Source organism: Aquicoccus sp. (assembly GCF_041686535.1).
Lineage (GTDB): Bacteria > Pseudomonadota > Alphaproteobacteria > Rhodobacterales > Rhodobacteraceae > Aquicoccus.
Genome location: NZ_JAWLDS010000067.1, coordinates 1 through 18,199, shown reverse-complemented (window position 1 = coordinate 18,199; position 18,199 = coordinate 1). Strand labels below are relative to the sequence as shown.

At 64.2% G+C, this 18,199-nt stretch carries 18 protein-coding genes and 1 tRNA gene; 11 read left to right on the top strand and 8 right to left on the bottom strand.

Annotated features, from left to right (window positions below; translation table 11 throughout):
- Window positions 1-366 precede the first annotated feature (366 nt).
- Window positions 367-1,581, top strand: a complete 1,215-nt coding sequence (locus ACESL9_RS12950; RefSeq protein WP_372609861.1) for a multidrug effflux MFS transporter — start codon at window positions 367-369, stop codon at window positions 1,579-1,581.
- A 90-nt stretch (window positions 1,582-1,671) separates the two neighbouring features.
- Window positions 1,672-2,094: a nucleoside-diphosphate kinase gene (ndk, locus tag ACESL9_RS12945; RefSeq protein WP_372609863.1), complete on the top strand. Its 423-nt coding sequence runs from the start codon at window positions 1,672-1,674 to the stop codon at window positions 2,092-2,094.
- Here ndk and ACESL9_RS12940 read toward each other — a convergent pair.
- Window positions 2,091-2,423, bottom strand: a complete 333-nt coding sequence (locus ACESL9_RS12940; protein ID WP_372609865.1) for a TfoX/Sxy family protein — start codon at window positions 2,421-2,423, stop codon at window positions 2,091-2,093. The two genes, ndk and ACESL9_RS12940, sit on opposite strands and share 4 nt — an antisense overlap.
- Before the next feature lie 434 nt (window positions 2,424-2,857).
- Between ACESL9_RS12940 and ACESL9_RS12935 the strand changes: the two genes are divergently transcribed.
- A tRNA-Asp gene (locus tag ACESL9_RS12935) sits at window positions 2,858-2,934 on the top strand.
- Between the two features lie 67 nt (window positions 2,935-3,001).
- Window positions 3,002-3,235, top strand: coding sequence for an RND transporter (locus ACESL9_RS12930; RefSeq protein ID WP_372609867.1), 234 nt, complete (start codon window positions 3,002-3,004; stop codon window positions 3,233-3,235).
- Here the strand turns inward: ACESL9_RS12930 and ACESL9_RS12925 are convergent.
- A complete protein-coding gene (locus tag ACESL9_RS12925; RefSeq protein WP_372609869.1) occupies window positions 3,220-3,993 on the bottom strand; it encodes a hypothetical protein in 774 nt (257 codons plus the stop codon). The two genes, ACESL9_RS12930 and ACESL9_RS12925, sit on opposite strands and share 16 nt — an antisense overlap.
- A gap of 143 nt (window positions 3,994-4,136) precedes the next feature.
- Between ACESL9_RS12925 and ACESL9_RS12920 the strand changes: the two genes are divergently transcribed.
- Entirely contained in the window at window positions 4,137-5,012 is an 876-nt protein-coding gene (locus ACESL9_RS12920) for a glycosyltransferase family 2 protein (protein ID WP_372609871.1), read from the top strand.
- 6 nt (window positions 5,013-5,018) lie between these two features.
- Here the strand turns inward: ACESL9_RS12920 and ACESL9_RS12915 are convergent, their stop codons facing one another.
- Together ACESL9_RS12915 and ACESL9_RS12910 are read right to left on the bottom strand one after the other, a co-directional pair.
- A complete protein-coding gene (locus tag ACESL9_RS12915) occupies window positions 5,019-5,162 on the bottom strand; it encodes a hypothetical protein (protein ID WP_372609873.1) in 144 nt (47 codons plus the stop codon).
- A gap of 163 nt (window positions 5,163-5,325) precedes the next feature.
- Window positions 5,326-6,078 (bottom strand): SDR family NAD(P)-dependent oxidoreductase, encoded by a 753-nt coding sequence (locus ACESL9_RS12910; protein WP_372609875.1) that lies wholly within the window; start codon window positions 6,076-6,078, stop codon window positions 5,326-5,328.
- A 148-nt stretch (window positions 6,079-6,226) separates the two neighbouring features.
- On the opposite strand from ACESL9_RS12910, the gene ACESL9_RS12905 reads away from it, so the two are divergent.
- The 5 genes from ACESL9_RS12905 to ACESL9_RS12885 all read left to right on the top strand — a co-directional run bounded on the left by ACESL9_RS12905 (window position 6,227) and on the right by ACESL9_RS12885 (window position 12,295).
- Window positions 6,227-6,679 carry a methyltransferase family protein gene (locus ACESL9_RS12905; protein WP_372609877.1) on the top strand — a complete coding sequence of 151 codons (453 nt, stop codon included), beginning with the start codon at window positions 6,227-6,229 and terminating at the stop codon, window positions 6,677-6,679.
- A 164-nt stretch (window positions 6,680-6,843) separates the two neighbouring features.
- Window positions 6,844-8,415, top strand: a complete 1,572-nt coding sequence (locus tag ACESL9_RS12900; RefSeq protein ID WP_372674950.1) for a Re/Si-specific NAD(P)(+) transhydrogenase subunit alpha — start codon at window positions 6,844-6,846, stop codon at window positions 8,413-8,415.
- 13 nt (window positions 8,416-8,428) lie between these two features.
- Window positions 8,429-9,913 (top strand): NAD(P)(+) transhydrogenase (Re/Si-specific) subunit beta, encoded by a 1,485-nt coding sequence (locus ACESL9_RS12895; protein ID WP_372674949.1) that lies wholly within the window; start codon window positions 8,429-8,431, stop codon window positions 9,911-9,913.
- Window positions 9,914-10,177: 264 nt separating this feature from the next.
- A complete protein-coding gene (locus ACESL9_RS12890; RefSeq protein ID WP_372609883.1) occupies window positions 10,178-10,936 on the top strand; it encodes an enoyl-CoA hydratase in 759 nt (252 codons plus the stop codon).
- A 120-nt stretch (window positions 10,937-11,056) separates the two neighbouring features.
- On the top strand, window positions 11,057-12,295 hold the full coding sequence (locus ACESL9_RS12885; RefSeq protein WP_372610075.1) for a DUF3422 family protein: 1,239 nt from the start codon (window positions 11,057-11,059) through the stop codon (window positions 12,293-12,295).
- Here the strand turns inward: ACESL9_RS12885 and ACESL9_RS12880 are convergent.
- From ACESL9_RS12880 to ACESL9_RS12865, 4 genes are all read right to left on the bottom strand, one after another.
- The gene (locus ACESL9_RS12880) at window positions 12,231-13,289 is read right to left on the bottom strand and encodes a YeeE/YedE family protein (RefSeq protein WP_372609885.1); all 1,059 of its coding nucleotides are present in this window, start codon (window positions 13,287-13,289) and stop codon (window positions 12,231-12,233) included. The genes ACESL9_RS12885 and ACESL9_RS12880 overlap by 65 nt on opposite strands.
- 208 nt (window positions 13,290-13,497) lie before the next feature.
- The gene (locus ACESL9_RS12875) at window positions 13,498-14,472 is read right to left on the bottom strand and encodes an ABC transporter permease (protein WP_372609887.1); all 975 of its coding nucleotides are present in this window, start codon (window positions 14,470-14,472) and stop codon (window positions 13,498-13,500) included.
- Window positions 14,465-15,529 carry an ABC transporter permease gene (locus ACESL9_RS12870; protein ID WP_372609888.1) on the bottom strand — a complete coding sequence of 355 codons (1,065 nt, stop codon included), beginning with the start codon at window positions 15,527-15,529 and terminating at the stop codon, window positions 14,465-14,467. Before ACESL9_RS12870 ends, ACESL9_RS12875 begins: the two co-directional genes overlap by 8 nt.
- A 96-nt stretch (window positions 15,530-15,625) precedes the next feature.
- A complete protein-coding gene (locus ACESL9_RS12865; RefSeq protein ID WP_372609890.1) occupies window positions 15,626-17,329 on the bottom strand; it encodes a peptide ABC transporter substrate-binding protein in 1,704 nt (567 codons plus the stop codon).
- A 283-nt stretch (window positions 17,330-17,612) separates the two neighbouring features.
- Here ACESL9_RS12865 and ACESL9_RS12860 point away from each other — a divergent pair.
- The coding region (locus tag ACESL9_RS12860) for an ATP-binding cassette domain-containing protein (protein WP_372674948.1) at window positions 17,613-18,199 on the top strand (587 nt) is incomplete at its 3' end.

The window sequence follows — 18,199 nt, the reverse complement described above, 5'->3', positions numbered from 1 at the left end:
GGGCAGGCAAAGGGTGGTGCGGTTGCTTTGCCGGGCGGTGTTGCCGTTGCCCGGAACAGCGGCGAAGCCGTCCGGGCAGCGCCCGACCGCCCCCCCCCGGATGGGCGCTTTTCAACGTCGAACTGCCGGTAGTCGTTGGAAGATACGGCCCGATAAAATGCCCAGCACAACCGGTGTCAGCGCCCGCGCGCGGTCGGGCGTTGCCCGCTTGTCGAAAGTTCCGCCAAGGGCTTTCAACCGCGATCTGACAATTCCGGTCAGCTGCCACTGCCCTTTCCTGACGCGGCGGCATTCGGGGGGCATGACCTTGCAACCCGGGGGGCGGCGCGCTACCGCTGGTCCGTTGCTTTGTGAACGGATTGTCCCATGGCTGCCCCTGCCGCGCCCGATGTGCCCGCGCGTACCCCGCCCCGATTGCTGACCCTGATCCTGTTGACCGGGCTCAGTGTTCTGGCGCTCAACATGTTCCTGCCGTCGATGCCCAAGATCGCGGCCGAGTTCGAGGCCGATTACGCGCTCGTTTCACTGGCGCTGGGCGGATATCTGGCGATGTCGGCGCTGTTGCAGATGATCCTTGGCCCGCTGAGTGACCGGATCGGGCGGCGGCCGGTGATGCTGGGGGGGGTCGCGGTGTTCGCGCTGGCCTCGATAGGGTGCGCGCTGGCGGAAAATGTCTGGGTTTTCCTCGGGTTCCGGATGCTGCAATGCGGGGTCGGCGTGGGCATGGTGCTGAGCCGCGCGGTGATCCGAGACATGTGCCCGCCCGAAGAGGCGGCGCGGCTTTTGGGCGTGGTGGGCACGGCGATGGCGCTTGCGCCGCTGATGGGGCCGGTGATCGGCGGGGTGCTGGACGAATTGTTCGGCTGGCGCATGAGTTTCTGGCTGTTCATGGCGCTGGGCGCCGTGCTCACCTGGCTGGTCTGGGCCGACATGGGCGAGACCAACCAGAACCCTTCGGCCAGTTTCGCCGACCAGTTCCGCGCCTATCCCGAGTTGTTTCGCGCAGCACTTTTCTGGGCCTATTGCGTGGTGCTGGTGTTCTCGGTCGGCGGTTTTTACGCCTTCATGGGCGGTGCGCCGCAGGTCGCCGAGGCGCAGTACGGGTTGAGCCCGACCGAGCTTGGCATCGGGATGGGCTCGACCTCGGCGGGGTTCATGCTGGGCAATATCGTGGCGGCGCGCACGACGCGGCGCTGGGGAATCGTGCGGTTGATGATCCTGGGGCGCTGGGTGGTGGTGATCGGGCCGTTGCTGGCGATGGCGGCAGTTGCGGGTGGTGCGCTGCATCCGGCGGTGTTCTTTGCCGGGTCGGTCTGTGTCGGCATCGGCAACGGGCTGACCCTGCCCGGGGCGAATGCCGGGGTGATGTCGGTGGCGCCGCACCTGGCGGGCTCGGCCTCGGGGCTTTCGGGGGCGCTGACGCTGGCCGGTGGGGCCGCGATCTCGACATTGGTCGGCGCGTTGGTGGCCAATGCGTACGGGGTTTACGTGCTTCTGGGGGCGCTGTCGGTTTCGGGCGTGATCGGGCTCGTCGGGGCCTATGCGGTGGGGCGGCTGGAGCGGGCACGACCGGAGATTTGACCGGGGCCCGTCGTGGCGGCTTTTCAATCCCCATGACCCATGCTAGGGCGACGCCAATTCATTAACCCCCCTTCTGAGGAGCCCTGACACATGGCACTGGAACGCACGTTCAGCATCATCAAACCCGACGCCACCAAGCGCAACCTGACCGGCAAGATCACCGCGATGCTGGAAGAGGGTGGGCTGCGCGTCGTTGCGTCGAAACGCATCCGGCTGACGCTGGCGCAGGCGCAGACCTTCTACGGCGTTCACAAGGACCGCCCGTTCTTTGACGAGCTGTGCGAGTTCATGATTTCCGAGCCGATCGTGGTGCAGGTGCTGGAAGGCGAGAATGCCATTGCCCGCAATCGCGAGATCATGGGCGCGACCAACCCTGCGGAAGCCGACGCGGGCACCATCCGCAAGGAATTCGCGCTGTCGATCGGAGAAAACTCGGTTCACGGCTCGGACGGGCCGGACACGGCGAAGGAAGAGATCGCGTTCTTCTTCTCGGGTCTTGAACTGGTCGGCTAAGCCTTTCGTTCGATCACGCCAATCGTGTTGAGGGCCGCTTCGAGATCGGAGCGGCCCTTGTCATGTCCGCTGGCCCGGAGCGCGTCGAAACGCTTGCGCAGTGCGGCTTTCTCGCTGCCCTTGCAATCGTTCCACGGGCGGCCCTGCAGGCCCATGACGAGCACGTAATAGGCGATGAAATGCGGGCGCTGTCCGGTTTCGAGCAGGCGGGCATAGGCGGCATCGGCGCCGATTTCGCGCAACTGTTCGGCCGAGGTGATTCCGGCGCGGGCAAAGACCGCTTCCGTGGCGGGGCCGAGATTGCGGATCGACGAAATCGGGGTGCTCATGCGCACAGGATAGATCGCCGGCCTGGCGCTGTCACCTCAAAGCGAGGCGTAATCGGTGATCACGGGTTTGGGGCGTGCCTCGGGACGGGGATGCCTGGTTTCGGGGCGGGAGGAAGGTCCCGGCACCGGCCCATTGGCCGGTTTCGGCGGTTTCGACGAGGCCATTGCTTGCCCTTTCTGCGCGTGCTGCTCGTGGGCGCGGTCCGGCATTGCGCCGGCCGCGCGGTTCTTTGCTTCGAGGTTTTGCGGGAAAAGCGGCATGTACCGGGCCGAATTGCGGCAAAAATATGCCCGAAGCCCGGATGTGACCATCGTGCCACGCATGGGCCCGTGCATTTTTCGCCATTATCGGGTCAAGAGGCGCTTGACGCCCTGCGCGGCTGGCCCTAAACACGTCGCCACGCTCAGGCGCACAGCCCGGGCGTAAGCAGTGGGCGGTTGTAGCTCAGTTGGTTAGAGTACCGGCCTGTCACGCCGGGGGTCGCGGGTTCGAGCCCCGTCAACCGCGCCACCGCTGCTTTGAAAAGGCGCCCCTCGCGGGCGCTTTTTTCGTTACCGAGACGAGGCAATACGGGGGCATGATGCGGTTTCTGGACAGTCTTTCATGGCCGGTTCTGGCCTTCGTGACCATCTTCCTGGGTCTCGCGCCCTTCGTGCCCGAGCCGCATGTCTGGGAAAAGCTCAAGATGCTGGCGGCCGGGGAGTTGACGCAGGCGATCGACATTTTCGACTTCTTGATGCACGGCGCACCCTTTGTCCTGCTGGGTTTGAAGGGCGTGCGCGAGATCACTAAAGTTCAGTCAGGCGAGTAATCGTATCCCAGCGCCGATTCGAGAGCGAGGTCCAACGCGCCGGTCATGAAGGCGCGGTCGGCGGCATCGAGGCGCGTCGGGGCCTTTTCAAAGGGCACCGCCCGGCGGAACCGGGTGCCCATGCGGCGGGTAGCACCCTGGAACGTGTCGCTTTTGCGGGCGAGGGCCAGGGCGTCGCTGGCCCATGTGACAAAGCCTTCTGGGTCGGCCTGCACCTCTTCGGCGCGCAGGAGCATCACGTTGCAGTCGCGGTTGAGCATGCCCAGCATCGCCGCCAGCTTGACCCGGCGCAGGGCGAAAAGATTGGGAAATGGCGCGCCGGTGAGCGGGTGGCGATCGAACTGCAACTCGCGATTGCGTACGTCCTTGGCGATCTCGGGCGGGATTTCCGCGAAATCACCCAGCCGGTCGACCACGCCGCGCCATTCGGCGCGCAGGAACGCGGAGAGATCCAGCGCCTGGATCGCGGGGTCGGCGTGCCATGGGCGTTTGAACATTGAGAGCGCCCAGCTTTCGGCGTGGCGCACCACCACGATGGTGAGAAAATCGGCCGGGATTGCGACCATGTGGGGGACAGCATGTTTCCAGCCCAGCGCCTCGCTGCGCCGAATCCTTAGGTTCTTCTCGATCAGCTTGCGCACGAGGTTGGTGGCGCTGGCGCGCTCTCCGAGCACCTGAAACCGGCCAATAGGAAGGGCGTTCACACGCCGGACGAGCCGCCCGCTCTGGCGAAAGCCTCCGGGGATGGGATAGGTCATGCGGTCCGGTCTCGGTTGTAGCGGCGTGCGGTGGCGCGCCTCTCGTCCGAGATTATTTCATTTCTTTTGCTGCATCAAACCGGTTAGGAAAAAGCACGGCATGAAGAAGGCCCCGCATGAGGGCCGCAAGGGGACGGGGGCATATGCAATCGAAACTGGCCGCGCTGACCATGGTGCGCGACGATCTGTTTTTCCTGCGCGCCTGGCTGCATCATTACGGCGAGGTTCTGGGGCGCGAGAACTGCTATATCGTGAACCATGGCCGGGGCGAGGCGGTGGCCGATCTGGCCGCGGGGTGCAACGTCATCGGGATTCCGGGCGATCCGCACAAGAATTTCGACATGAAACGCTGGCGGTTTCTGAACTACCTGGTGACCGGGCTGCGGGCCTATTACGACCATGTGGTCGTGGGCGATGTCGACGAGTTGGTCGTGGTCGATCCGGCCTGTGGCAAGACCCTTCTGGAGTATATGTGGGATGCGCCGGGGCAGCGGGTGTTCACTCCCCTCGGGCTGGAGGTGATTCACCGGATCGACCTGGAGCCCGAACCAGTGGGAGAGCGGATTCTGGGACCGCGGCGGCATGTGCGGCTGGCACCGCATTATTCCAAGCCATGTGTGGTGTCGGTGGGAACCAAGATCTCGCGGGGCGGGCATTTCACGCAATATGGCAAGCTGCATGCGCCCGACGATCTGTATCTGTTCCACCTGAAATTCTGTGATTTCCGGGAATATGTCAGTGCGATGGACCGGCGCAACGCGGTGACGCAGGAGATCGGGGCGGGGGTGAAGCAGACGGCGATCGGACGGCACTGGTTCCCCGAAGCGCGCGGCGAAGACCGGGCCGTCTTTCAAGCGTTTGCTGCGCATGAGCTGGTCGACGGGTTCGACATGACGCCCTATCGCCAGCATATGCGCGACACGTTCGGCCCGCGCGGCAAGAGTGATCTGTTCGAGTTCGATCGGCCGGAATATGCGGTGCAGTTCAAGCTCCCCGAACGCTTCTCGGGTCTGTTCTGAAGACTGTCAGAGCGGTTCGGCGGTGACCGGGGCGGGCGCGGTGAGGCGCGCGGTTTCCTGACCGTCCTCTCCCGCGGTGAAGGTCAGCGCCGCGACGAGCGCGACCGAGGCCAGGGCGGTCAGTGTCAGGATCGTGGATTTTCGGGTCATGTGTGCCTCCGTCTCAAAGCGGCCACTGGTCGTGGACCGCGCTTGTGGAGGCAGGATGGGCGCAGGACGCGTTGTCATTCAAAAACAGGCGCGGGATGGGGGCCTGTTATCGGATAGCGGGCCGGGTTTTGCCCGGCCTGCCAAGTTCATGTATGCGAAAGGTTCAGACTTGGCCCCCGGCGATGCGCACCTCGGTGCCGTTGGTGCTCTCGCTCAGGGGATTGCACAGCCAGAGCGCGGCGGCGGCGACCTCTTCGGGCGAGATCAGCTTTTGATGGCGGTTCATCTGCACCATCATGTCACGGGCCTCGTCCTTGGACACGCCTGCGCGGTCGGCGATGGCGTCGGTATTGCGGGTCACGATCGGGGTATCGACATAGCCCGGGCAGATCGAGTTGAAGGTATAGGGCTGGCCCAGGAAATCCTCGGCAAAGGAGCGGATCATGCCGACGACGCCATGTTTCGAGGCAGCATAGGCACCTGCCCCGGGTGTGCCGCGCAGCCCCGCGATGGAAGAGACCGCGATCACCCGGCCCCAGTCGGTGCCGGTCATCGAGCGCAGCGATTCGCGGATGGTGAAGAAGCAACCGTCGAGATTGATCGACATGATGCGCCGCCACAGTTCGGTGTCGGTCTTGTGCAGCTTGCGCCCCTCGGCGATGCCCGCGTTGGCGACGCAGATCTGGATGGGGCCGCGGGCGGCGACGGCGGTCTCGATCCCCTCGATCACCTGCGCCTCGTCGGCCACGTCCATCGCGAGCGGGTGCAGACCGTCGCCCGCCACCTCCTCAAGCACAGGGAGCCGCCGCCCGGTGATCGTGACCGCGGCGCCCTCGGACGCGAGTGCGCGCGCGATGGCAAGACCGATGCCGGTGCCGCCGCCGGTGACGAGTGCGTGTTTGCCGTTCAACATCATTGCATGTCCCTCCTGATTTGCGCCCACAGTAGCGACGCGATAGCAGGGGGCAAGGGATGTCGTTCCGTCATGGCAGTCGACATTCGGATGGTTGAATGTGTATAAGCCGGAACGCGGATCCGCGTTGGCACGGGAGGTGCGAAAAGGGATGCTGAAATGGATCGACATTCCGCCGGCCTGGCTGGCGCTGTGCCTCGGTCTGGCCTGGTGGCAGGCGAGCTATTTTCCGATGGGGTTGAGCTTTGGCGGTGCCCCGGCGGATTTCTTGGGCGGGCTGCTGGTCGGGGCGGGGCTGTTGCTGATGGCGCTGGCGGTTCACGAGATGCGGCGCCAGCGCACCACGATCATTCCACATCGCGAGGCCGATGCGCTGGTGCAGACGGGCATATTCTCGCGCACGCGCAACCCGATCTACCTGGGCGACGCGCTGATCCTTCTGGGCTGTATCCTTTACTGGGACGCGGTTCTCGCGCTGCCGCTGGTGCCGGTCTTTGTTTGGTGGATCGAGCGACATTTCATCATTCCCGAGGAAAACCGCCTGCGCCGCAAGTTTCGCGCCGATTTCGCGCGCTACTGCCAAAAGACGCGGCGTTGGGTTTGACGGAGGGGGAATCCGACGGCATGGAACCTCAAGCGACAAAACAGGGTTGCAATGCGACATTGCGGCAATCGAAGATCGACAAGGGATATGCCATAAGGGCAGCCAGCCATGCCAGGGCCGCACCGCGGGGTGCGGCGAACAGAAACGAAAAGGGAAGTGACAAGGTGAAAATCGGAACGCCAAAGGAAGTCATCGAGGGGGAAGCGCGCGTCGCGATGACCCCGGACTCGGCGCTGCAATTGCAGAAGCTGGGATATGAATGCCTGATCGAGACCGGCGCGGGAGCGGCCGCGGGCTTTACCGACGCGGCCTACAAGGAGGCCGGGGTCACGATCAAGAAGACCGCCAACGCGCTGTGGAAGGATGCCGATATCATCGCCAAGGTGCGTATCCCCACGGATGAGGAAATGGGCCGTCTGACCAAGAACAAGACGCTGATTTCGTTTTTCAATCCCGGCGGGAACGAGGCCGGGCTGGAAATGGCGAAGGAAAAAGGCGCCAACGTCATCGCGATGGAGATGGTGCCGCGCATCAGCCGGGCGCAGAAGATGGACGCGCTTTCCTCGATGGCAAATATCGCGGGTTATCGCGCGGTGATCGAGGCGGGCAACAATTATGGCCGTTTCTTCACCGGCCAGATCACGGCCGCGGGCAAGGTGCCGCCGGCGCGGGTCCTGGTCGTGGGTGCGGGCGTGGCCGGGTTGGCCGCGATCGGGGCTGCGGTGAGCCTTGGTGCGGTGGTCTATGCCTTTGACGTGCGCCCCGAGGTGGCCGAACAGGTCGAATCGATGGGCGCCGAATTCGTCTATCTCGATTTCGAGGAGGAACAGCAGGACGGCGCGGCCACCGGCGGTTATGCCAGCGTGTCGAGCCCGGAGTTCCGCGAGGCGCAATTGGCCAAGTTCCGCGAATTGGCGCCCGACATGGATATCGTGGTCACCACCGCGTTGATCCCCAACCGAGAGGCGCCCAAGCTGTGGCTCGAGGACATGGTGAAGGCGATGCGGCGCGGTTCGGTCATCGTGGACCTTGCCGCCGAGAAGGGCGGCAATGTCGAGGGCACGGTCGCCGACGAGAAGGTCGTGACCGATAATGGCGTGACCATCATTGGCTATACCGATTTCCCGAGCCGGATGGCGACGCAGGCGTCGCTGCTCTATGCCACCAATATCCGTCACATGATGACCGATCTGACACCCGAGAAGGATGGCCAGATCAATCATGACATGGATGACGACGTGATCCGCGGCGCGACCGTGGCCTTCGAGGGCGAGATCACGTTCCCGCCACCGCCGCCGAAGGTGGCTGCGATCGCGGCGCGCCCGCAGGAGAAACCCAAGGAACTCACACCCGAGGAGAAACGTGCCGCCGAGGTGGCCGCGTTCAAGGCGCAGACCAAGCAGCAGGTGACGCTCTTGGCCATTGGTGCGGCGCTGGTACTGTCGGTGGGGCTGGTCGCCCCGGCAAGTTTCATGCAGCACTTCATCGTGTTCCTGCTGTCGGTGTTCGTCGGCTTCCAGGTGATATGGGGCGTGAGCCACAGCCTGCACACGCCGCTCATGGCGGTGACGAACGCGATCTCGTCGATCATCATCCTGGGCGCGCTGATGCAGATCGGCTCAAGCTCGGCTCTGATCACGATCCTTGCCGCGCTCGCGGTCTTCATGGCCGGGATCAACATTTTCGGCGGCTTCCTCGTGACACGGCGCATGCTCGCCATGTTCCAGAAATCATAAGGCGGAGGGGATTATGGACTTCGGATTCACGATAGCGGCCTATGCGGTCGCGGCGGTTCTCTTCATCCTCAGCCTTGGCGGATTGAGCGGGCAGGAAAGCGCCAAGCGCGCGATCTGGTACGGGATCGTCGGCATGGCGATCGCCGTGCTGGCCACACTGGTCGGACCGGGTCAGGGGCTTTGGCTTCTGTCGCTGGTGCTGATCGGGGCGGGCGGTCTGGTCGGGTATCAGCTGGCCACGCGGGTGCAGATGACGCAGATGCCCGAGCTGGTGGCGATCATGCACAGCCTCGTCGGCCTGGCGGCGGTGTTCGTGGGGCTCAATGCCGATTTCGAGATGGGGCGCGTTGCCGCGGCCTTCGGCGAGGCCGGGCTGGCCTTTCCGCGGCTCGAGGAAGCCTCGCTCGAAGCGATGGATTTCGCCAAGCAGTTCACCGGCTTTGCCGCGATCGTCGCCAAGAAGACGGCGGTGGAGATCAACATCCTCAAGGTCGAGCTGATGCTGGGAATCTGGATAGGCGCGGTGACTTTCACCGGCTCGGTCATTGCCTATGGCAAGCTGGCCGGCAAGGTCGACAGCGCGGCGAAAAAGCTGCCGGGCGGGCACATGCTCAATGCCGGGGCGGCGATCCTGTCGCTGGTGGTCGCGGCGCTCTATCTGGGTGGTGCGGGCATGTGGACGCTGATCGCGCTCACTTTGCTGGCGTTTTTCATCGGGTATCACCTGATCATGGGGATCGGCGGGGCCGACATGCCGGTGGTCGTTTCGATGCTCAACTCCTATTCGGGATGGGCCGCGGCGGCGATCGGGTTCAGCCTTGGCAATGACCTGTTGATCGTGGTGGGCGCACTGGTGGGCAGCTCGGGGGCGATCCTGAGCTACATCATGTGCAAGGCGATGAACCGGCATTTCGTGAGCGTGATCCTCGGCGGGTTCGGCGGCACGTCGGGTCCGGCGATGGAGGTCGAGGGCGAGCAGATCGCGATCGAGGCCGATGGCGTGGCACAGGCGCTCGACGAGGCCGACAGCGTGATCATCGTACCGGGCTACGGCATGGCGGTGGCGCAGGCGCAGCAATCGGTCAGCGAACTGACCAAGCGGTTGCGTGCCAAGGGCAAGGAGGTGCGGTTCGCCATTCACCCGGTGGCGGGGCGTCTGCCGGGGCACATGAACGTGCTCCTGGCCGAGGCCAAGGTGCCCTATGACATCGTTCTGGAGATGGACGAGATCAACGAGGATTTCCCCGATACGGACGTGGTGATCGTGATCGGTTCGAACGACATCGTGAACCCGGCCGCACAGGACGATCCCAACAGCCCCATCGCCGGGATGCCGGTGCTGGAGGTGTGGAAGGCCAAGCAGGTGTTCGTGTCAAAGCGCGGGCAGGGCACCGGCTATTCGGGGATCGAAAACCCGCTCTTCTTCAAGGACAACACGCGGATGTTCTATGGCGATGCCAAGGCCAGCCTCGACAAGTTGCTGTCGCTGCTCGACTGAGGCGAAGCAACATGGATTGGAAAGGGGCGCCCCCGGGGGCGCCCTTTTTCGTGGCCGCCCCCTCTGGCGAACGCCCGCCCACCGGCCCCGTTCGCCAGAGGGGGCGGGGCGTCGCGATCGCGTGGGACGCCTCCGGCGGGAGTATTTGGGGCAAGATGAAGGTGGGTTCCTGGGTGAGCCCTGGCGCAACGGCATGTGGATGGCGCGTTGATCGGGCGGCGGGGATGGCCTAGCAGATGGGAAACGCCGGAGGGGAGAGTTTCCATGAGCGAGAACATCATCATCACCCGCGAGGGGCGGGTCGTCACGCTGACCATCGCGCGGGTCGAGAAGAAGAACGCGCTGACCCAGGACATGTATGGCGCGATGGCCGATGCGCTGGAGGCTTATGCCGGGAACGATGCGGACCGGGCGATTGTCATCACCGGGGCGGGGGACATGTTCACCGCGGGCAATGACCTCACGGATTTTGCCAAGGGCGATCGCGAGGCCGAGGTGCCGCCGGTCTGGCGCTTCCTGAACGCGATTCGTGATTGCCCCAAGCCGGTGATAGCGGCGGTGAACGGACCCGGGATCGGGATCGGGCTGACCATGCTGCTTCATTGCGACCTTGTCTATGCGGCGGAGAGCGCGACCCTGGGCGTGCCCTTCGTGACGCTGGGGCTGGTGCCGGAAGCGGGCTCGTCGCTCTTGTTGCCTGCCGCGGTCGGCATGGCGGTGGCCAATGACATGCTGTTGGCCGGGCGGACGTTGAGCGCGGGCGAGGCCGAGCGGTTCGGGCTGGTGGCGCGGGTGTTCCCCGATGCGGAGCTGATGGAAGCGGTCGCGGAGATCGCGCGCGGCGTGGCGGCGTCGGCGCCGGTGGCGATGAAGCTGTCGAAAGGGTTGATCCGGCAGGGGCGCGAGGCGGTGGCCGAGTGCATGGCGGCGGAGTCGAAGCTGTTCGCGGCCCAGTTGCAGGGGCCGGAATTCTCCGAGAGTGTCGCGGCCATGGCCGAGAAACGCGTGCCGGACTACGGCTGACCCCCGCGCGGTTTTGGCCGATTGAGTGGTGCGGCCGAGCGGGTATTCTGGCCCGAGAAAAGCGATGCGGGGACGGGACCTGTGGAAGATCATCCGCTCAGATACGAGCTTGCCAACGAGATGCACGCGCGGCCCTTTCCGGCGCTCGACGCGCCGTGCACGGCGGTGTTCCTCGCGCTGAAGCGGCCGGGGAACGCGGCGGGGCGCGACCGGCGCGAGGACATGGCGCATCTCTGCGCGCTTCTGGACCGGCATGGCGCACCGCATCCCAAGCCTGATGACACGCATTATTTCGGCCCTGTGGGGCGGCACTGGATCAAATGGGAGAGTCATACCGAGGTCGTGACCTACACCGCCTTTTCAGGAGGACTTTCACCGCGGGCCTTTGATCCGAGCGATTTCGAGGTGTTTCCGGCGGATTGGCTCGGGGCGGCGCCGGGCCAGCGGATCACCTCGGCGCTGATCCGGGTGGAGGCGCGCGGAGACAGGGACGCGGCGGGGATCGCGAAATGCATGGCCGACTGGTTCGTGCCCGAGAGCCTTGCGGCCAGTCACGTGCTGGACGATGCGGCGGTGATCGCGGGCGACTTCCGGATCGACCCGGCGGGGCATCTGCGGTTCGCGGTGTTTGTCTCTGACGGGGTGGGCCGGCGACGGGTCGGCCGGATCGTGCAGCGGCTCTGCGAGATCGAGACCTACAAGACGCTTTCGCTCCTGGGATTTGCGCGGGCCCGCGCGCTTTCGCCGGAATTGGCGCGGACGGGGGCACGGCTGACCGACCTGGTGGACGACATGGGCGAAAAGGCGCGTCCGGCGGAGGAAACGCTTGAGCAGTTGCTGGAAGTATCGGGCACGCTGGAACAGATTGCCGCGCAGACCTCGTTCCGGTTCTCTGCGACGGCTGCTTATGAGCGGCTGGTGCATGAGCGGGTCGAGGTGATGCGCGAGGCGCGGTTCGCCGGGCGGCAGACCTTTGCCGAGTTCATGCTGCGCCGGTTCGACCCGGCGATGCGGACGGTCAGGGCGACCGAGGCGCGGCTCCAGGTGATGGTGGCGCGGGCGGCGCGGGCGGCGAACCTGCTGCGCACGCGGGTCGATGTAGAGCGCAGCGCGCAGAACCAGGCGCTGCTTGAGAGCATGGACCGGCGATCCGATCTGCAACTGCGGTTGCAACGCACGGTCGAGGGTCTTTCGGTGGTGGCGATCAGCTATTACGCGGTGTCGCTGGCCGCTTATGCGCTTTATCCGCTTGCCGAGGCGATGGGGCTGCCCAAGGGGACCATCATCGCGGCGATCACTCTGCCGGTTGTGGGGCTTGTCTGGTGGCTGATCCGGCGGGTGCAGAGGAAACTGCACTGAGCCCTCCACGCATGGCCCAGCCGCCTGCGCCGATGGAGAGTATCGCAAGGATCGCGGCGATCGACAGGGTCGGTACGCCCGACAGTCCGGCGCCCACGGTGCAACCGCCGGCAAGCACGCCGCCCATGCCCATCAGCGCCGCGCCGGTCATGTAACGCCCGGTCTGGCGCGCGCTTTCGAAACTGGCCCAGTGGAACTCTCCGCGGAGCAGTGCGGCCAGTGCGGCACCGACCAGTACGCCCCCCACCAGACCGGCACCGAACCCGGGCTCCACGGCGGTCGAGGCCATGGTGTAGAACAGCGCCTCGGTCGTGGGGGCGGTGAAGGACAGCGAAGCCAGCGGGATCGGGTCGAACTCGTCGAACAGGATGAACCCGGTGCCGGCCCAGCCAAGCGGAACCAGCGCGCCGAGCAGGCCCGCCAGCACCAGCGTACCGGCGCGGTTGCCCGAACGGAGTGCGAATGCAAGGGCGACTAGCGCGACGAGCCCGGCCCAAACCAGTGCGGGACCGGGCAGGGTGGGCGTGACATCGAGCGTGACGCTGCCAATCGCGGTGCGCAGCGGGGCGAGCACGCCCTTGAGCGTTGCATGGGCCACCACGGCAAAGACCATCAGCACCAGCGCGGCGCGCAGGTTGCCTGTGCCGCTCAGCACCGTCAGACGAGAGATGCAGCCACGTGTCAGGATCATGCCGGCGCCGAACATCAGACCGCCCGGAACGATGGCCAGCACCGGCAGGCCGGCTGCCATGAAGCGGTGATCGTCGAAGGCGATCCAGCCTTGTGCGACTGCCCCCTGGGTGCCCAGCACCGCCACCGCCAGCGCGGTCAGCCACACGCCCGCGGCCTGTCGCCGGTCGTCGCCGTCGATGATGCGGCGAAAACAGAAGCGGGTGACCTGGCCGAGTGCGCCGAAGACGAGGCCGAGGGCGAGTGCGAACCAGACCGCCGCCTTTGGCGCGGTCAGCGTGTCAAAACCAAGGCTCTCGAACATGGGTTACCTTTCGGCCGCATGAGGAATTTCGTTCCAGATGCGGAACTCGATCGGGTATATCAAGCCCTTGGGCGCCTGCGAGCCTTGTCCTGGATAGGAAGATTTCCCAATTCAGGGCTTGTCGTGAAACACTGGTTCAGGATGTGCTGGCCGACCAAGAGAAACGGCCCGCCACATGGGCGGGCCGGTGATCGCGGTTCTTTTTTCGTCAGCGCCCGCGGATGCGCGGGTCGAGCGCATCGCGCAACCCGTCGCCCAGGTAATTCACCGACAGGACGGTGAGCGAGATCATCATGCCGGGCAGCAGCACACGTTCGGGATATTCCTGCATCCGTGGCACCGCGTCGGCCAGCATCTTGCCCCATGTCGGGAAATCCGAGGGGAACCCGACGCCGAGGAACGACAGGGCACTCTCGGTAATGATCGCGGTGGCCAGCCCCAGCGTCGCCGAGACCATCAGCGGCGAGAGCACGTTGGGCAGGAGGTGACGGAAGATGATGCCACGCGACGTGGTTCCCGAGGCGCGCGCCGCGAGAATGAATTCGCGCTCTTTCAGGGCAAGGATGTCGCCGCGCACGATCCGTGCGGCCTGCATCCACGACGTCACGCTGATGACCCCCACGATGAGGATGAACATGCCCATTTCAGGGCCGAAATTCGACCGGAGCGGTTGCCGGAACAGCGTCACCGCGACCAGCAGAAGTGGAAGGATGGGCAATGAGAGCACAAGGTCCGTGAAGCGCATCAATGGCCCGTCAAGCCGTTTGAAAAAACCCGACAGTACGCCGATCGTGGTGCCGATCAGCATCGTCAGGAGCATCGCGGCCCAGCCGACAGCCATCGAGGCACGCCCGCCCGCGATGACCTGGGCAAGCTGGTCGCGCCCGAGATTGTCGGTCCCCAGCGGGTTCGCCCATCCAACCTTGGCATCCGAGTCCCAGATTGCCGTGTAGATCGGGCGAACGTCCTTGTTGCGGATGTCGAGTTTCTTGGGATCGAGTTGCCAGATCAGATCGCCGAATATGACCGCGAACGTGATGAAGATCAGAAAGCCGCCGCCCAGAAGCGCGCCCTTGTGGTGCTTGAACTGGTCCCAGACATCGCGCCATTGCGAGCGCGCGGGCCGGGTGATCGTGGGCTCCTGAAGGGCATTGAGCGGCATGTCGGGCGTTGGATCAGTCATAGCGGATCCTCGGATCGAGAAGGCCGTACAGGATATCGGCGATCAGGTTGAACAGCACGATGAGCACGGCGAACATGAAGGTGAGTGTCTGCACCATCGGCAAGTCGTTGGCGAAAAGCGCGGTAATCAGCAACTGGCCGATGCCGTTCACCGAGAACACGACCTCGGTGATGATGGCACCGCCGAAGATGGCCGGCAGGCCCAATGCGATCACGGTGACGACCGGGATCATCGAATTGCGCAGGACGTGGATCATGACGACGATCGCTTCGGAGAGGCCCTTGGCACGGGCGGTGCGCACGTAGTCCTGATTGAGGTTGTCGAGCATCGCGGCGCGCATGAAGCGGCTGATCTGGGCCGTGGTCTGAAGTGCCAGGACCATCACCGGCATGAGCATCTGCCTGAGTTGAAAGACGAAACTGTCCCAGTCCTCGACCCTGTGGCTCGTGTCATAGATGAAGGGCAGCCAGCCCAACTGCACCGAGAAGATCACGATCAGGAGCGGGCCGGTGAAGAAGGGCGGAATCGAAAAGCCGATCATGGTGATAAAGGTCCCGGCCTGGTCGAAGACAGAGTATTGCCGGTAGGCCGAGTAGATGCCGATGGGAATGGCGATGAGGATGCCCACGACATAGGCCATGCCCACCACCCAGAGCGTTTGCGGCAGGCGCTGCATGACGATGTCCATCACCGGCGAACGGGTCTGCCAGGAGATAACGCGCAGGTCGCACGCCCCTTGGGGGTTGGAGCCGCAGGGGACGTAGAAATTCGTGTCGGGCAGCCAGCCGAACAGCGCGCTTCGGTTGGTCAGGTAGTCGACCAGGACCTGGGGTTCGACCCAGAATATCTGGACCATCCATTTCCAGAACTGCACGTGGATCGGTTGACCGAGGCCCAGGGCCTCGCGCATCTTCTGCTTGACCTCGGGAGGGACGGTCAAAGGGACTTCCGCCATCGGATCGCCGGGGGCGAGTTGCAGCAGAAGGAAGATGACAAGCGCGATAAACAAGAGCGTCGGCACGGATAGAACCAGCCGTCGGATGGTGAATGTCAGCATGGGGGGCGCCCTTGTTGATCGGTCTTGTTATTGGTCATGCATTTGGCGCGAAATCGGGGCGCCCCGATGCGGGGCGCCCCTGCGTTCAGACGCGGATCAGTCGATCCGGTACCAGTCGGCTGCATTCCAGAGCTCGGTGTCCCACGTGTTGAGGACAACACCACCCAGCGTGTTCGAATGGGCCGAAACCCGGCCACGATCGACCAGCGGGACGATGGTGTAGCTTTCCTTGGTCAGCATCTCGTTGAGCTTCCTGGCAATCCGGCCACGCTCTTCGAGGACGCCGGTTTCGGACAGCTCGTCGAGGAGCGCATCATATTCCGGATCGCAGTAGCGGTTGATGTTCTCGCCCTGCCACTGGCTGGACGGTTTGGGCTCGTTGCCGCAGCGATACATCGAAAGATAGGACTGCGGATCGGTGCCGTCGAAGTTGTTGGCATACATCTCGGTGTCGGCATAGAACTTCTGGAAGGTGTCGGGCGAACCCGGATCACCGCCGAAGAACACCGAGGCGTTGACGTTGCGCAGTTCGGTCTCAACTCCGATTTCTTCCCACCACTGCTTGATCAGGGCCTGGAAGTCCTGGCGGACGGCGTTGGTCGAGGTCTGGAACAGCATCGAGAGCTTGACGCCATCCTTCTCGCGGATGCCGTCGCCGTCGCTGTCGGTCCATCCGGCCTCTTCGAGCAGCGCCTTGGCGCCTTCGATGTCCTGGGTCAGACAATCGGTGTTGTCGCTGGCGAACATTTCAGGTGCCGGAACCAGGTTGCAGGTTGGCCGGCCCGCCTGACCATAGCCGATTTCCGTCAGCAATTCGCGGTCGATCGCCATGGAGAGCGCCTTGCGCACTTCCAGTTCGGACAGGAACGGATGCGGCGCCTCGCGGGTCGCGCGAATATCCGACGGCAGATCCGGGTTCGGATCGGTCAGGTTCATCTCGATCCGCTCGACCAGCGTGCCGAAGGCCGCCACTGTCTGGCCCTTGCCGCCCTCGGCCATCTTTTCAAGAACATCGGGCGCGAGTTGCAGGTTCCAGGCATAATCGAATTCGCCGGTTTCGAGAACTGCGCGACCGGCTCCGGTGGCATCGCCGCCGCCCTTGAAGGTCAGCGTCGCGAAGGCCGGTTTGTCCGGGTCGCGGTAATTCGGGTTGGCCGACATTTCGATCACGTCATTGGGTTTGAAATCGTCCACGACGAAAGGACCGGTGCCGATCGGGTTGAAGTTGGCCTCCGTGCATTCAGATGCCTTGGCGCCGAGGCAGTTCTCGAACTGGGCCTTCTGGATGATCGGCGACTGCCCGCCCATGAAGGGGCCATAGGGGTTGGGTTTGGCTTTCGAGAAGTTCACGATGATGGTCAGATCGTCGGGTGTCTCGATGCTCTCGACGCCGTCAAACTTGGCACGCTGGGCGCAGCCGCCTTCGGGATGCATGCAGTATTCGGCGGTAAAGGCCACGTCCGACGAAGTGACGGGCGAGCCATCGGACCAGAGCAGCCCGTCCTTGAGTTTCCACGTGATGGTCTTGAGATCCTCGCTCACGCCGCCATTCTCGACGGTGGGGATCTCGGCGGCCAGATAGGGCACCAGGTTGCCGTCCTGATCGTAACGCCCCAGCGGTTCGATCACCAGCGACGAGGATTCGATATCCTTGGTGCCGCCGGAAAGGTAGGGGTTCAGAATCGAGGGGGCCTGCCAGTAAATGATGTTGACGTGGCCATCCGACCCGCGTTCGGCCATGGCCGCGGGGGCCAGGGCAAACGCGGCGGCTGCGCCGAGCAGGGTTGTTTTCACTTTCATGTCTCACTCCTTGTTGGACAGGCTTTGGACCTGTACATTCATGACCGCGCGGCTGGCGCGGGTGCCGTTTTTGTGTCGGTTGGATAACGCCAGAAGTGGCTTTTCGGAAGCCAAAAACGCACGTTCCCCGACAACTGCGTCGTATCACAGACCGAGTGGCCGCAAATTGCAAGGCTTGCCTCGGGTTTGGTGCCCATTTTTTCATCGCCGCCCAAATGTTTGACATCCTCACGAAGCTGTCGTTAGCGTTTCTGGGTATCAAGGACATGCAGCGGGGATTGCCATGCTCGACCAGCCGATTGCGACGATCGAGAAACTCAGGGTGGAGTTTCAGACCAAGGATGGCCCGGTGGTCGGGGTCGAGGACGTGTCGTTCGAGATCAACCCGGGTGAAACCGTTTGCATCGTTGGCGAATCCGGTTCGGGCAAGTCGGTGTCATCCCTCTCGCTGATGCGGCTGGTGGAGTATGGTGGCGGGGAGATCGCGGGCGGGCGGCTCCTGTTCGACCGGTGCGAGGGTGGCGAGATCGACCTGGCGAAGACCGACCAGGGTCTGATGCGAACGATTCGCGGTAACGAGATCGGAATGATCTTCCAGGAGCCGATGACCGCGCTCAACCCGGTCTTTACCGTGGGCCGACAATTGACCGAGGGTCTGCGCCTGCACATGGGCATGGACCGCAAGAAGGCCGAGGCACGTGCGCTGGAACTGCTCAACCAGGTGCGCATCCCCGAGGCCGAGCGGCGATTGAAGCAATACCCGCATGAATTGTCCGGCGGGATGCGTCAGCGGGTGGTGATCGCCATGGCATTGGCCTGTGAACCGCGCCTGTTGATCGCGGACGAGCCGACGACGGCGCTCGACGTGAC

Excerpts from the sequence above, each read along its gene's own strand:
- ACESL9_RS12950 (WP_372609861.1), top strand. The coding sequence starts at position 367 with ATGGCTGCCCCTGCCGCGCCCGATGTGCCCGCGCGTACCCCGCCCCGA.
- ndk (WP_372609863.1), top strand. The coding sequence starts at position 1,672 with ATGGCACTGGAACGCACGTTCAGCATCATCAAACCCGACGCCACCAAG.
- ACESL9_RS12940 (WP_372609865.1), bottom strand. The coding sequence starts at position 2,423 with ATGAGCACCCCGATTTCGTCGATCCGCAATCTCGGCCCCGCCACGGAA.
- ACESL9_RS12930 (WP_372609867.1), top strand. The coding sequence starts at position 3,002 with ATGATGCGGTTTCTGGACAGTCTTTCATGGCCGGTTCTGGCCTTCGTG.
- ACESL9_RS12925 (WP_372609869.1), bottom strand. The coding sequence starts at position 3,993 with ATGACCTATCCCATCCCCGGAGGCTTTCGCCAGAGCGGGCGGCTCGTC.
- ACESL9_RS12920 (WP_372609871.1), top strand. The coding sequence starts at position 4,137 with ATGCAATCGAAACTGGCCGCGCTGACCATGGTGCGCGACGATCTGTTT.
- ACESL9_RS12915 (WP_372609873.1), bottom strand. The coding sequence starts at position 5,162 with ATGACCCGAAAATCCACGATCCTGACACTGACCGCCCTGGCCTCGGTC.
- ACESL9_RS12910 (WP_372609875.1), bottom strand. The coding sequence starts at position 6,078 with ATGATGTTGAACGGCAAACACGCACTCGTCACCGGCGGCGGCACCGGC.
- ACESL9_RS12905 (WP_372609877.1), top strand. The coding sequence starts at position 6,227 with ATGCTGAAATGGATCGACATTCCGCCGGCCTGGCTGGCGCTGTGCCTC.
- ACESL9_RS12895 (WP_372674949.1), top strand. The coding sequence starts at position 8,429 with ATGGACTTCGGATTCACGATAGCGGCCTATGCGGTCGCGGCGGTTCTC.
- ACESL9_RS12890 (WP_372609883.1), top strand. The coding sequence starts at position 10,178 with ATGAGCGAGAACATCATCATCACCCGCGAGGGGCGGGTCGTCACGCTG.
- ACESL9_RS12885 (WP_372610075.1), top strand. The coding sequence starts at position 11,057 with ATGCACGCGCGGCCCTTTCCGGCGCTCGACGCGCCGTGCACGGCGGTG.
- ACESL9_RS12880 (WP_372609885.1), bottom strand. The coding sequence starts at position 13,289 with ATGTTCGAGAGCCTTGGTTTTGACACGCTGACCGCGCCAAAGGCGGCG.
- ACESL9_RS12875 (WP_372609887.1), bottom strand. The coding sequence starts at position 14,472 with ATGACTGATCCAACGCCCGACATGCCGCTCAATGCCCTTCAGGAGCCC.
- ACESL9_RS12870 (WP_372609888.1), bottom strand. The coding sequence starts at position 15,529 with ATGCTGACATTCACCATCCGACGGCTGGTTCTATCCGTGCCGACGCTC.
- ACESL9_RS12865 (WP_372609890.1), bottom strand. The coding sequence starts at position 17,329 with ATGAAAGTGAAAACAACCCTGCTCGGCGCAGCCGCCGCGTTTGCCCTG.